This window comes from Streptomyces sp. NPDC087859, from assembly GCF_044742595.1.
In the GTDB taxonomy this organism is placed as follows: domain Bacteria; phylum Actinomycetota; class Actinomycetes; order Streptomycetales; family Streptomycetaceae; genus Streptomyces; species Streptomyces canus_F.
Map to the genome: position 1 here is coordinate 1 of NZ_JBIUUU010000011.1, position 12,710 is coordinate 12,710.

The 12,710-nt window shown below is 70.8% G+C and carries 11 protein-coding genes; 3 read left to right on the forward strand and 8 right to left on the reverse strand.

Features of this window, described 5'->3' with window-relative positions:
- The 3 genes from ACIOHP_RS26525 to ACIOHP_RS26535 form a co-directional block, all read left to right on the forward strand.
- A partial coding sequence (locus ACIOHP_RS26525; RefSeq protein WP_401891497.1) for a CoA transferase occupies positions 1 to 729 on the forward strand: 729 nt, incomplete at its 5' end.
- A gap of 124 nt (positions 730 to 853) precedes the next feature.
- A complete protein-coding gene (locus ACIOHP_RS26530) occupies positions 854 to 2,245 on the forward strand; it encodes an OFA family MFS transporter (protein ID WP_361541888.1) in 1,392 nt (463 codons plus the stop codon).
- 47 nt (positions 2,246 to 2,292) lie between these two features.
- The gene (locus tag ACIOHP_RS26535) at positions 2,293 to 3,681 is read left to right on the forward strand and encodes an OFA family MFS transporter (protein WP_401891499.1); all 1,389 of its coding nucleotides are present in this window, start codon (positions 2,293 to 2,295) and stop codon (positions 3,679 to 3,681) included.
- A 65-nt stretch (positions 3,682 to 3,746) separates the two neighbouring features.
- On the opposite strand, the gene ACIOHP_RS26540 is transcribed toward ACIOHP_RS26535, so the two are convergent.
- The 8 genes from ACIOHP_RS26540 to ACIOHP_RS26575 all read right to left on the reverse strand — a co-directional run bounded on the left by ACIOHP_RS26540 (position 3,747) and on the right by ACIOHP_RS26575 (position 12,667).
- Positions 3,747 to 4,787, reverse strand: coding sequence for a sugar phosphate isomerase/epimerase family protein (locus ACIOHP_RS26540; protein ID WP_401891501.1), 1,041 nt, complete (start codon positions 4,785 to 4,787; stop codon positions 3,747 to 3,749).
- Positions 4,788 to 4,886: 99 nt separating this feature from the next.
- Positions 4,887 to 6,284, reverse strand: a complete 1,398-nt coding sequence (locus tag ACIOHP_RS26545; RefSeq protein ID WP_401891502.1) for a nucleotide pyrophosphatase/phosphodiesterase family protein — start codon at positions 6,282 to 6,284, stop codon at positions 4,887 to 4,889.
- Positions 6,281 to 7,444: a metabolite traffic protein EboE gene (gene eboE / locus ACIOHP_RS26550; protein ID WP_401891504.1), complete on the reverse strand. Its 1,164-nt coding sequence runs from the start codon at positions 7,442 to 7,444 to the stop codon at positions 6,281 to 6,283. The genes ACIOHP_RS26545 and eboE overlap by 4 nt, the downstream gene beginning before the upstream one ends.
- A gap of 3 nt (positions 7,445 to 7,447) precedes the next feature.
- On the reverse strand, positions 7,448 to 8,296 hold the full coding sequence (locus ACIOHP_RS26555) for a TatD family hydrolase (protein ID WP_401891505.1): 849 nt from the start codon (positions 8,294 to 8,296) through the stop codon (positions 7,448 to 7,450).
- Positions 8,296 to 8,979: an EboA domain-containing protein gene (locus ACIOHP_RS26560; protein ID WP_361540991.1), complete on the reverse strand. Its 684-nt coding sequence runs from the start codon at positions 8,977 to 8,979 to the stop codon at positions 8,296 to 8,298. Before ACIOHP_RS26560 ends, ACIOHP_RS26555 begins: the two co-directional genes overlap by 1 nt.
- Complete coding sequence (locus tag ACIOHP_RS26565) at positions 8,976 to 9,860, reverse strand: sugar phosphate isomerase/epimerase family protein (RefSeq protein ID WP_401891872.1); 885 nt, start codon at positions 9,858 to 9,860, stop codon at positions 8,976 to 8,978. Before ACIOHP_RS26565 ends, ACIOHP_RS26560 begins: the two co-directional genes overlap by 4 nt.
- Before the next feature lie 113 nt (positions 9,861 to 9,973).
- Complete coding sequence (locus ACIOHP_RS26570; protein ID WP_401891507.1) at positions 9,974 to 11,218, reverse strand: inositol-3-phosphate synthase; 1,245 nt, start codon at positions 11,216 to 11,218, stop codon at positions 9,974 to 9,976.
- A gap of 111 nt (positions 11,219 to 11,329) precedes the next feature.
- Entirely contained in the window at positions 11,330 to 12,667 is a 1,338-nt protein-coding gene (locus tag ACIOHP_RS26575; RefSeq protein ID WP_401891508.1) for a ThuA domain-containing protein, read from the reverse strand.
- Positions 12,668 to 12,710 lie beyond the last annotated feature (43 nt).

Here is a 12,710-nt window from a genome sequence, read left to right on the forward strand (position 1 = left end):
GGCACCGGCATCCACGCGGTCGCCGGGATCCTGGCGGCCCTGTTCCAGCGCGAGCACACCGGGCGCGGACAGCGGGTGAACGTGGCCATGCAGCACGCCGTGCTGAACCTGTGCCGGGTCAAACTCCGCGACCAGCAACGCCTCACCCACGGCCCGCTGCCCGAATACCCCGGCGACGACTTCGCCGACGAGGTCCCCCGCTCCGGCAACGCCTCCGGGGGCGGGCAGCCCGGCTGGGCCGTGCGATGCGCGCCCGGCGGACCCAACGACTACGTCTACGTCATCGTCCAGCCCGTCGGCTGGCCACCCCTGGCCCACCTGATCGGCCGCCCGGAACTGGCCACCGACCCGGAATGGGCCACCCCCGAGGCCCGCCTTCCCAAACTCGCCAAAATGTTCCAGCTGATCGAGGAATGGACCGCCACCCAGCCCAAATGGCAGGTCCTGGAACGCCTCAACACACACGACATTCCGTGCGGGCCGATCCTGTCCACCAAGGAGATCATCGAGGACCCCTCGCTGGCCGCGAACGAGATCGTCGTCGAGGTCGAGCATCCCGAACGCGGCACCTTCACCACCGTCGGCAACCCCCTCAAACTCTCCGACTCCCCCACCCACATCACCCCCTCCCCCCTCCTGGGCCAGCACACCGAGGAAATCCTCATCGGCGAACTCGGCCTGGGAGACGAAGAGTTGCGGCTTCTCAGGTCGAGCGGGGTGATCAGGTGACCTGACTGAGCACGGGAGCCGCCGACGGTGCGCGTCGGCCGGCCCCATGATCCGTGCGCGCACGAAAGGAATTTGGACAGGGGGCGCTGGCCAGATCTTTCGACGCAAGGAGTGCTTGACCGAGATGACAACCATCGACTACTCGACGTCCGTCCCGTACCGGGAGGTGACGGACCACAACGGCCGCGTGTACCGCATCGGTGAGTCCGATGTCGACATCATGGGCCGCCGACGCAAATGGATGGTCATCCTGCCGTGGATCGGCATGATGGGCATCAGCTCCGCCGAGTACGCGTTCACGTCCGCGGAGGAAACGCTCCACGAGGCTCATCTGTGGAGCAGCGGACACATCTTCTGGCTGATGGGCGTCTGGGTGTTCTTCCAGGCGGCCGTGGCCTTCCCCGCCGGACAGCTGAGGGAGAGCGGCAAACTGCCCGCCCGTACGGCGATGATGATCGGCGCGGTGGGCACGATGCTCGGCTATGTCTCGCTGGCGTTCGCGCCGAACGTGCTCGTGGCCTACTTCGGCTTCGGCATGTGCAGCGGTATCGGCGCCGGTCTCGTCTACGCGACCTGCGTGAACATGGTCGGCAAGTGGTACCCGGAGCGCAAGGGCGGCAAGACCGGCTTCGTCAACGGCGGTTTCGCCTACGGTTCGGTGCCCTTCGTGTTCCTGTTCACCTCGTACATGGACCTGAGCAACTACCAGATCGTGCTCGCCTGCGTGGGCGTAGGACTGTGCCTGGTCGTGGCCTCCGCCGGCTGGTTCTTCAAGGACCCGCCGAAGAACTGGTGGCCCGCGCAGGTCGACCCGCTCAAGGTCACCGAGGACCCGAAAATCCGCCGGGCACTGGAGAAGAACCCGCCGTCGCCCAAGCAGTACACCCCGAAGGAGGCCGCTCGTCAGCCCGTTCTGTGGATGATGTGGTTCTGCCTGCTGTGCACGGCCGGCATCAACATCTTCGGTATCGCCTTCCAGGTGCCGTTCGGCAAGGACATGGGCTTCGCGGGCGGGATCGTGGCCACGGCGATGTCCCTGAAGGCCATCGTCAACGGCACCGGCCGCGGTGTCATCGGCTGGATCTCCGACCGCTACGGGCGCCGCAACACCCTGATCATCGTGTGTCTGGTGCTGGGCTCCGCCCAGTTCGGTGTGCTGATCTCCGGCCAGATGGGCAGCATGCCGTTCTTCCTCTTCTGCTCCATGGTCTCCGGCTTCGGCGGCGGCGCGATCTTCCCGCTGTTCGCGGCCATGACGGCGGACTACTTCGGTGAGAACAACAACGCCTCCAACTACGGCATGGTCTACAGCTCGAAGCTGATCTCGGGCCTCGTGGGCTCCGGAATGGGCGCGGTCGTGGTCGGCGCCTGGGACTACGAGGGCGCGTTCGTCCTGGCCGGCTCGATCGGTCTGGCCTCCGCGGTGCTGGCCGTGTTCCTGAAGGCACCCGGTACCCCGCGGACCAGTCGCGGTATCGCTCCCAACCCCCAGCCGCTCGGCGAGGAAATGGCCTGACCCGCACGTCCGACACGAATGGCCTGACACGGAGGAATTGGCCTGCAATGACGGCAGATCCCATCGCAACGAACAGCTCGTCGAACCACCCCGACGCCGCACACCGTCCCTACCGAGAAGTGACCGACGCGCGCGGCCGCGTCTACCGCGTGGGCGAGACCGACCGGGACATCCTCGGTCACTCGCGCAAGCTCATGGTGTATCTGCCGTGGCTCGCCATGATGGCCATCAGTGTCTTCGAATACGCGTACGGCTCGGCGGAGGACACCCTGTCCCACGCCCACGGCTGGACGCAGAGCAACACCTTCTGGATCCTCAGCGTCTGGGTCTTCTTCCAGGCCGGCATCGCCTTCCCGGCGGGCTGGCTGCGGGAGAAGGGCGTCCTGACGGCCCGCAAGGCCATGTACACCGGCTCAGGTCTGTGCCTCGTCGGGTTCCTCGCCCTGTCGCACCTGAGCAACGTCTGGCTGGCGATCCTGGGCTTCGGCGTCGTCGGGGGGATCGGCGCCGGGCTCGTGTACGCGACCTGCATCAACATGGTCGGCAAGTGGTTCCCCGAACGCCGTGGCGCCAGAACGGGATTCGTCAACGGGGGATTCGCGTACGGGTCACTGCCGTTCATCTTCATCTTCAACTACGGCTTCGACACCGCGAACTACCACCGGGTCCTGGACCTGATCGGCTGCTACATCATGATCGTGGTTCTCGGGTCCGCGTTCTTCTTCAAGGATCCGCCGAAGAACTGGTGGCCCGCGGACATCGATCCGTTGGCGTACTCCGGCGACCGGAAGAACGCGACGAGCCTCGCCAAGAACCCTCCGGCGGTGAAGCAGTACACACCCAAGGAGGCGATCAGGACCGGCATGCTCCCCCTGATGTGGCTCTCCATCGTGCTGACCGCGGGGGTGTCGATCTTCGGGATCTCCTTCCAGGTCGACTACGCCAAGGAGGTGGGCTTCGGCCCTCTGGTGGCGGCCTCGTCGATGGGTGTCATGGCGGTCATCAACGGCATCGGCCGGGGTGTCGTGGGCTGGCTGTCCGACAAGTGGGGCCGCAAGTCCACCCTGGTGTTCGTCATCGTCGTGCTGGGCCTGGCCCAGTTCGGCGTGATCTGGGCGGGCGATGTGAAGAGCGAGGCGTTGTTCCTGTTCTTCGCCTTCCTCTCCGGCTTCGGCGGCGGCGCGTTCTACCCGCTGTTCGCGGCGCTCACCCCGGACTACTTCGGGGAGAACTACAACGCCTCCAACTACGGGCTGGTGTACAGCGGCAAGCTGATCAGCGGTCTGTTCGGCGGCGGACTCGGCTCCATGGTGGTCGCCACCTGGGGCTACGACGGGGCGTACGCCCTGGCCGGCGCCGTGTCCATGGTGGCCGCGGTGATCGCCCTGCTGCTGCGGCAGCCCGGGCGGACAGCGGTGCCGCAACCCGCCGGCTGACGGCACGCGCGCGTGAGGAGGCCCTCCCGGGATCCCGGGAGGGCCTCCTCATGTGTGCGGGTCGGTCAGCACTTCTCGCGCAGCGAGTGGAGGTGTTCGCTGGAGCGCCGCGCGAACGTGAAGGACTCGGCCGGCTGGTCGTGCTCGGCCTGCCAGTGATGGGCGAACCGCTCACCGCGCAGCCTGGTCACGGCCGAGATGAACCGCTGGTAGTCGATGTCGCCGTCGCCGACGTCGGTCATGCGGTAGCCGTAGGTGTTCGCGGGGTCGCTCACCCCGTCCTTGACGTGGAACAGCGGATAGCGGTGGGGCTGCTTGAGGACGTAGTCCAGCGGCTCGAACGGTGCCGCCGTGCCGTCGGGGCGCTTGGAGAAGCGGAACTGGCCCGAGTACGCCCAGAAGATGTCCATCTCCAGGAACACCAGGTCGGGGTCGGTCTCGGCGAGCAGGACGTCGTAGAGACGGACCTTGGGGTTGTCGGTGGCGAAGGAGAACTCCTCGGAGTGGTTGTGCTGGTAGAACTTCATGCCGCGTGCCCTGGCGGCCGCGCCGTAGGTGTTGAACTCGTGCGCCGCGCGCTTCCAGGCGTCGACGGTGGAGCCGTAGCGGAACGGTCCCGAGGCGGTGCCGATGTGCTTGAGGCCGAGGGCCTGGGCGTCGTCGAGGACCTTGGTGAGGTTCTGGGCGAAGGTGTAGGCGTTCGGGTCGTCGGAGTAGTAGCCGACGTGGCTGCCGATCGGGTTCAGGCCGTGGTTCCTGGCCAGCCGCTTGAGCTGGGCGAGGGTGATCGGGCCGGCCGAGCCCTGGGTGTATCCGGCGAACTCGACCTCGTCGTAGCCGTACTTCGCGAGTTCGGCGAAGACGGGCGCGAAGCCGAGGGTGGAGACCTTGTCGCGCAGGCTGTAGAGCTGGATGCCGAGCCGGCCGGGCGGCAGGACGGGACGGCCCCGGCCCGCGCCGCCGGACGCGGCCTCGGTGGCGGCGCCGGCGGGGGTCGCGGCGGCTCCCACGAGCGCGGCGGCGGTGGCGCCCGCGGCCACACCGAGCATGCCTCGTCTGGTGAGGCGGTGGGTGAGTTCGGGGTCGGGCTGGGAGATGCGGCTCATGCCTGAACTCCTCGAGGTCGGAGGCGTTGTCAGTGGTGGGTGCTTCACTGGTGATCAGTCGCAGGAGACCGGTCGTGCGGGGCCGGTGGGGTGGGCCGGTCAGCCGAGACCGGCCAGTCGGAGCAGGAGTGCTTTCACATCGGTGGCCGCGACGCGGTCGCCGACAGCGCGGGGGGTGGAGCAGATGAGAAGCGGACCGTCGTCGTCGCTCGCCGGGAGGCGGCCGTGGCTGCCGCGGACAGGTGAGGGGTCCAGAGGCACGACCGCCATGCGGTAGCGCAGGCCGAGTTTCTTGCGGGCCAGTGCGGTGGCCGCCCTGACCTTGACGTAGGGGTCGCGGGGATCCATGAAGAGTTCGACCGGGTCGTAGCCGGGTTTGCGGTGGATCTCGACGAGTTGCGCGAAGTCGGGCGCGCGGGCGTCGTCGAGCCAGTAGTAGTACGTGAACCAGGCGTCCGGCTCCGCTACGGCGACGAGCTCTCCGGAGCGCGGGTGGTCGAGGTGGTGGGCCTTCTTGCCCTCGTCGTCCAGGAGCCGCTCGATGCCGGGCAGTCCGGCGAGAGCGTCCCGGGTCGCCTCCAGGTCTTCGGGTCGGCGCACATAGACGTGGGCGATCTGGTGGTCGGCGACCGCGAAGGCACGTGAGGCCATCGGGTCCAGGTACTCCATGCCGTCCTGGGTGTGCACCTCGAGCAGTCCTGCGCGGCGCAGGGCGCGGTTGATGTCGACGGGCCGGCTGACGCTGGTGATGCCGTACTCGGACAGCGCGACGACGGTACGGCCCTGCGCGCGGGCGTCGTCCAGGAGCGGGGCCAGGGCCCGGTCCAGGTCGGCGGCCGCCTTCAGGGAGCGCGGGTCGTCGGGGCCGAAGCGCTGGAGGTCGTAGTCGAGGTGCGGGAGGTAGCACAGCGTCAGATCGGGGTGCCGGGTGCTGTTGATGTGGCGGGTCGCGTCGATGATCCAGCGGCTGGAGACGAGGTCGGCGCCGGGGCCCCAGAAGTGGAAGAGGGGGAAGGTGCCGAATTTCGCGGTGAGTTCGTCGTGCAGGGCCGGAGGGCGGGTGTAGCAGTCGGGTTCCTTGCGGCCGTCGGAGTAGTAGACGGGACGGGGGGTGACGGTGATGTCGGTGTCGGCGCCCATGGCGTACCACCAGCAGATGTTGGCGACGGTGTATCCGGGATGGGCGCGGCGGGCGGCGTCCCACAGCTTGTCCCCGGCGACCAGGCCGTTGTGCTGGCGCCACAGGAGTACGTCGCCGAGGTCGCGGAAGTACCAGCCGTTGCCGACGACGCCGTGCTCGGCGGGGTGGGTGCCGGTCAGGAAGGTGGACTGGGCAGCGCAGGTGACGGCCGGCAGGACGGTTTCGAGGGGGGCGTGGGAGCCCGCTCGGGCGAGGGTCTTGAGGTGGGGCATGTGGTCGAGGAGACGGGGGGTGAGGCCGACGACGTCGAGGACGAGGAGCGGGGTGGGGCCTGAAGTGTTCCGGGCGGTGCTCATGGGAGTTCCTTCAGGCCGAGGTCCGTCAACAGGTCGCGGGCGAGGGTGAGTTCGGCGGCGATGCCGTCGGCGAGCTGGGTCCGGCCGCGGGGCCGCAGCTCGGGCGGGAGGGCCTGCCAGGTGTAGGTCTCGACCTCCAGGTGGCGGGTGAGCGGGTGCGGGCCACCGACCAGGCGGGTCAGCGCGGCCTTGAGGACGGGGAGCGTGGAGGTGAGGGGCGCGGCGGGGGCCGCGTGCAGGGGGACGTGGAAGTGGGCGCGCCAGGGGCTCGCGTCGGGCAGGGTGTCGCCGCCGAGTGCCTCGCCGAGGTCGTCGGTGCCGCGCAGGCCGGCGGCGGTCGCCGTGCGGGTCTGGTGCAGGAAGCGGGGTTCGTCGAAGGCGGCGAGGGCCGTGCGGACCTCCGGCAGATGGGGGTGCTCGGCGTGCAGGGCCGCCGAGAGCTGGGACTTGACGACGGGCACGTCGGCCGCGGTGAGGGCGTCGAGGGCGGTGTGCGGATCCTCGAAGGAGGTGGCGAGGTGGCACGTGTCGACGCAGACGCCGATCCGGTGGTGGGCGATCGCGGACAGGGGGGCGAGGGCGTCGTGGGTGGTCTCGACGACGCAGCCGGGTTCCGGTTCGAGGCCGATGCGGATGGACCGTCCGGTCAGCTCCTCCAGGGCGTCGAGGCGTTCGGCGAGTGTGCGCAGGGCCTTCTCGTGGCGCCCGGTGCCGTGGGCGGCGGTGCGCCACGCCAGCGGCAGGGTCGAGATGCTGCCCTCGGTGACGTCGTCGGGGAGGAGTCCGGCCAGGACCCGGGCCAGGGCGGTGGTGTGCTCCAGGCGTTCGGGGTCGGCCCAGTCCGGCCGGTAGACGCGGTACTTGACCTCCTCGGCGCCGAACCCTTCGTAGGGGAAGCCGTTGAGGGTGACCACTTCCAGGCCGCGCCGGTCGAGTTCGGCGCGCAGGGCGCGCAGGGCGGACGGGTCGGAGTCCAGGGCGCGGGCGGCGTCGGCGGCCAGCCACAGGCCGATGCCGAGGCGGTCGCGGCCGAGGCGGCGGCGGACGGGCTCGCAGTGGTCGCGGAGCTGGGCGACGACGCCGTCGAGGGTCTCCGCGGGGTGGACGTTGGTGCAGTAGGCGAGGTGGACGGTGGAGCCGTCGGGGTGGCGGAAGCGCATGCCCTACTCGCCCCCGCGCAGGATGGAGTTGCCCTCGTGGGTGGCCGCGGTGGCCGTGGTGTCGAGGGCGAGGCGGCCGCTGAGCCCGTAGAAGGCGACGGGGTTGCGCCACAGCACCCGGTCGACGTCGTCCTCGGTGAAGCCGTTCGCCAGCATGGTGTCGGCGACCCTGCGGGTCTTGAGGGGATCGCTTTTGCCCCAGTCCGCGGCGGAGTTCACGAGCACCTTCTCCGGGCCGTACTCCTTCAGGATCGCGACCATCCGCTCCTCGTCCATCTTGGTGTCGGGATAGACGGAGAAGCCCAGCCAGCAGCCGCCGGCCTTGGCCTCCTTGACGGTGGTCTCGTTGAGGTGGTCGACCAGAACGTGGTCCGGGGACAGTGCGGACTCCCTGACGACGTCGAGGGTGCGGCGCAGGCCGGCCAGCTTGTCGCGGTGCGGGGTGTGCACGAGGGCGGGCAGTCCGTGGTCGGCGGCGAGCTGGAGCTGGGCGGCGAGCGCGGTGTCCTCGGCGGGGGTCATGGAGTCGTAGCCGATCTCGCCGACGGCGACGACCTGGTCCTTGACGAGATACCGGGGCAGTTCGTCGAGGACGGGCATGCAGCGCGGGTCGTTGGCCTCCTTGGGGTTGAGGGCGAGGGTGCAGTGGTGGGCGATGCCGTACTGGGCGGCGCGGAAGGGCTCCCAGCCGAGGAGGGAGTCGAAGTAGTCGAGGAAGGAGGAGGGCGAGGTGCGGGGCTGGCCGAGCCAGAAGGAGGGTTCGACGACGGCGCGGACACCGGCCGCGTGCATGGCCTCGTAGTCGTCGGTGGTGCGGGACGTCATGTGGATGTGGGGGTCGAACAGGCGCATCAGGACTGCTCCTTGGACTCGGTCGGCGTCGCCTGGGTCAGGGCCAGCGCGCGATGGAGGTCTTCGGGCACTTCACGCCCCGCCGCGGTGCGTTCGGCGGCGTAGTCGCCGAGCATGCGGGCGAGTTCCGCGTCGGCGGCGGCCCGGCGGTCCAGGTCTGCCACCGCGTCGACGGGCACGCCGGTGAACAGGCACTTCAGGACGGCGTGCCGCCACTGGTGGGGGTCCAGGTGGCGGGCCGCGTAGGGGCCGACGGCGGCGGTGAGGAGCCGGGTGTCGTTGGTGCGCAGGGCGTCCTCGACGAGGGGGAGCGCGTCCGGGCCGGGCACGAGGTGGGGCAGGGCGTGCAGGACGGCGCGGCGTTCGGCGGCGGTGCCCTGCCGGTAGACGCGGGTGAGGGCGTCGATGTCGGCGTGGGCCGCGTGCAGGATGAGGACGCGGGCGGCGTCGGCGTGCTCGGGCCCGCAGCGGCGGCCTGCCTCGGCCAGGCGCAGTTCCCACACGGAGATGGGGCCGTGGACGCCGGGGTGGGCGGCGGCCTCGTCGAGGGCCTGGTCGAGCCAGGCGCGGGCGGCTCCGGCGAGGCGGGTGTCGAGGTGGGCGTGCAGGGTGGTCGGCGGGGTGTGGGCGAGGGCGTCGGGGTCCACCGTGGGGGTGTCCGGGGTGGAGTGGGTGCGGGTCATGCGGTGCTCCCTTCAGGGGTGGCGGAGGGATCGCCGGGAGGTGCGTGGGTGGCCGCCGCTCGGCGCAGGAACGGGAGGGACTGTTCGGCGAAGTGGGGGCCCGCGTGGGAGTGGCGGGGCAGTTCGACGACGGTGAGTCCCCGGTAGCCGGTGTCGGCCAGGGCGGCGAGGACGGCAGGGAAGTCGATCTCCCCGTCGCCGAGTGGGAGGTGTTCGTGGACGCCGCGGCGCATGTCCTCGATCTGGATGTGCCGCAGCCAGGGGGCGGCGGCGCGTACGCAGGCCGCGGGCGGGAGCGGTTCGAGGCACTGGCAGTGGCCGATGTCGAGGGTGAGGCCGAGGGGTTCGGGGTCGCCGAGTTCCCGGCGCAGGCGGTGGAAGTCGGCGAGGGTGGCGAGGAGGTGGCCGGGCTCGGGTTCGACGGCGAGGGGCACGCCCGCGGTGGCGGCGGCGTCGAGGACCGGGGTGAGGGTTTCGGCGAGGCGTTTCCAGGCCGTGTCCTGGTCGGTGCCCGTCGGGGTGATCCCGCTGAAGCAGTGCAGGGCGTGTGCGCCGAGGTCGGCGGCGACCCGGACGGCACGGATCAGGAGGTCGACGCGGCGGGCCCGGTCGTCGGGGTCCGGGTCGAGGAGGGAGGGGCCGTGTTTGCGGCGCGGGTCGAGAACATAGCGGGCGCCGGTCTCCACGGTGACGCCCAGGCCGAGCGCGTCCAGCCGCCGGGCGACGCGACCGGTGCGGGCGGCCAGGTCCGGGGCGAGCGGGTCGAGATGCATGTGGTCGAGGGTCAGGCCTACGCCGTCGTAGCCGAGGTCGGCGAGCAGTCCGAGGGCGTCGTCGAGCCGGAGGTCGGTGAGACCGTTGGTTCCGTAGCCGAAGCGCAGGGGTGTGCCGTTGCGGGATCGGGCGGGGGCCGCGGCTGCCGGACTCGTCGGACGCTCACCGTCCTCGCGAAGAGAGTCGGCCGGCCCGGGCGCGACCGCTCCCCTCCCCCGCCTCACCGCTCCTCCCCGCGACGCTCCGCGCGGACGGCGCCCTCCCCCGGCCCGTCGCCGGGTCTCGCCGCGCTCCGCCCGTCGGTCCCGGCCCCGCCTCCGGTCGTGTCACCGGGCGCCGCGTCGGTACGCCTCGTCGCCAGCCGCCGCGCGAACCCGACGAGAGCCTCGTACTGCTCCCCCAGCGCCGCCGGCCCGCCCCCCACCGGGTCCTTGAAATAGAAGCCCAGTTCCGTGAGCGGCCCCGACAGTCCCACCTCGTGAGCGCGCGCGGTGAGCCGGGCCAGGTCCAGCACCAGCGGTGCCGCGAGGGAGGAGTCGCAGCCCTGCCAGATGGTCTGGAGGATCATGCGGGTGCCGAGGAAGCCGTCGAAGGCGACGTGGTCCCAGGCCGTCTTCCAGTCGCCGAGCGCGGGGACGTCGTCGATGTGGACCTCGCCCTCGGGGGACATGCCCAGGGTGTCGGTGAGGACGCGCTCCTTGCCCGCGTTCTTCGCCGCCGCGGCGGCCGGGTCCGCCAGCGCCGCCCCGTCCCCGCCGCCCAGGAGATTCGTCCCCGACCAGGCCCGCACCGTCAGCGCCCGCTGCACGAACATCGGTGCCAGCACCGCCCGCAGCAGTGTCTGCCCGGTCTTGCCGTCCCGGCCCGCGTACGGCAGTCCGCTCGCCGTCGCCGACGCGGCCAGTGCCGGGTGGCGCAGGCCCGTGGAGGGTGTGAAGTCGACGTAGGGGCAGCCCGCGCGCAGGGCTGCCGCCGCGTACAGCGAACTCGGCGGCAGCGCTGGGCCGGTGGGCACCGGCTCGGTGGACGCCACGTTCACCACGACCGCCCGGGTCAGCCCGCGGCGTCGTACGAAGTCCTGGATGTCCGCGGCGAAGGCGGCGATCAGTTCGTCCTCGCTCCGGGGCTCCCCGGGGACCGGTCCGCCGGGCCTGATCTCCCGTTCGGCGGCGGCGAGTTCGGCCGCCACGGCGGAGGGCAGGCCCGGGGGCAGTACGCCACCGGCGGCCAGTGCTTCCGCGCGTTTGGGCAGGGGACAGTCATCCGTGTCGTGGCCGCCGAAGACGAGGGAGGACAGGGCGGGCAGGCCGCTGTCGGCGAAGGCCGGGGTCTCGGTGACCAGGCCGGTCGGCGGTTGCAGGCCCGCGGCGACGGCGGCGCAGCCGGTGACGACGGTCGTGGCGACGGAGCCGCGCGCCCCGATCAGCCAGACACCGACGCGTGGCGAGGAAACGGACGCGGGCATGGGCAGCCTCCTTGTCGAACGCGTCGTGTGTGAACCCCTGGTGGGGAAGCCCCTGTCGAGGGAGGGGACGAGACGGCGGGCGGAGGTCCGGCGTCCCCCGCCCGCCGCCGCTCAGCCGCCCTTGACGGGCAGTTCCTTGATGCGGACGTTCCGGAAGGACACCTGGTCGTCGGATCCGTGGTTCTGGATACCGAAGTGACCGTCGGAGAGGCTCCGGGCCGGATCGGTGTTGGTGAAATCGTTGATCTTCACGCCGTTGAGCCAGACGCGGAGTCGTTCGCCCTCCACGCGGATCTCGTACGTGTTCCACTCCCCCGGCGGGTTCAGCGCGCGGTCGCGCTTCTTCAGGTCGGCGGAGCGGAAGCCGTAGACGGACCCGGTCGTCCGCTCGGGCACGTCCGTGGCGTCGATCTGGATCTCGTAACCGTTGTTCACGGCCGACCACGGGTCGTCCGAGGGCGGGAATCCCACGAACACACCGGAGTTGTCGTCGCCGGCCGTCCTCCAGTCGAGCTTCAGCGAGTACGCACCGAAGTCCGTCGCGGCGTACCAGAGCATCCCCATGCCGCCGGTCGTTGTGAGGGTGGCGTCCTCGTCCAGGGTGAAGGAGCCCGGGCCGGCCTGCCGCCAGCCGCCCAGCGACTCCGCGGTGCCGTCGAACAGCGGACGGTATCCGTTCTCCGGTCGGCAGTCGGCCTGCGCCTCGCCGATCGCATACAGGATGCCGCCGACCAGGTGCTGTCGGAAGGCGGGGTCCGTGTACGACTCCTTCGTGTGGCCGCCGCCGGTGTAGAAGGCACGGCCGCCCTGGTAGTTCTGGCACCAGGCGATCGGGTGGTCCCCGTTCATCGTGCCGCCGGTGTACGACGACTCGTCGAGCGAGGCGAGGACATGGGCCCGTTCCCGGGGGTTGGAGCGGTAGTTGTACCACTCGTCGGTCCGGTTCCAGGTCGGCCCCAGTGCCGAGGTGGCCGGGTGGGCACGGTCCTCGACGACGACCGTCGCGGGCTGGATCGCCGGGTGCGACTGGAAGTAGGCGCCGGCGAGGCCGCCGTAGAACGCCCAGTCGTACTCGGTGTCGGCGGCGGCGTGGATGCCGACGTAGCCGCCGCCCTTGCGGATGTAGCCCTCGAAGGCCTTCTGCTGGGCGGCGTCCAGGACGTCGCCGGTCGTCGACAGGAAGACGACCGCGTCGTAGCGCCGGAGGTTGCCGGAGGTGAAGGCGCCGGCGTCCTCCGTGGCGTCGACGGTGAAGCCGCTCGTGGCGCCGAGCTCCTTCAGGGCGGTGACGCCGTCGGGGATGGAGTCGTGCCGGAAGCCGGCCGTCTTGGAGAAGACCAGTACACGTTCCCCGTCATGCCCGCCCTGTGAGGCGGCGGGTCCGGAGACACAGCCCAGAAGCACGGCGGCTCCCACAACTGCCGTGGTCAGTCGGCTCGTTGAGCGCATCGCAGGTTCCTCCTGTCAGCCGGTCGTGAAGGTGAGGTCGGCC

Coding starts and splice junctions, on each gene's coding strand:
- ACIOHP_RS26530 (WP_361541888.1), top strand. CDS start 854: ATGACAACCATCGACTACTCGACGTCCGTCCCGTACCGGGAGGTGACG.
- ACIOHP_RS26535 (WP_401891499.1), top strand. CDS start 2,293: ATGACGGCAGATCCCATCGCAACGAACAGCTCGTCGAACCACCCCGAC.
- ACIOHP_RS26540 (WP_401891501.1), bottom strand. CDS start 4,787: ATGAGCCGCATCTCCCAGCCCGACCCCGAACTCACCCACCGCCTCACC.
- ACIOHP_RS26545 (WP_401891502.1), bottom strand. CDS start 6,284: ATGAGCACCGCCCGGAACACTTCAGGCCCCACCCCGCTCCTCGTCCTC.
- eboE (WP_401891504.1), bottom strand. CDS start 7,444: ATGCGCTTCCGCCACCCCGACGGCTCCACCGTCCACCTCGCCTACTGC.
- ACIOHP_RS26555 (WP_401891505.1), bottom strand. CDS start 8,296: ATGCGCCTGTTCGACCCCCACATCCACATGACGTCCCGCACCACCGAC.
- ACIOHP_RS26560 (WP_361540991.1), bottom strand. CDS start 8,979: ATGACCCGCACCCACTCCACCCCGGACACCCCCACGGTGGACCCCGAC.
- ACIOHP_RS26570 (WP_401891507.1), bottom strand. CDS start 11,218: ATGCCCGCGTCCGTTTCCTCGCCACGCGTCGGTGTCTGGCTGATCGGG.
- ACIOHP_RS26575 (WP_401891508.1), bottom strand. CDS start 12,667: ATGCGCTCAACGAGCCGACTGACCACGGCAGTTGTGGGAGCCGCCGTG.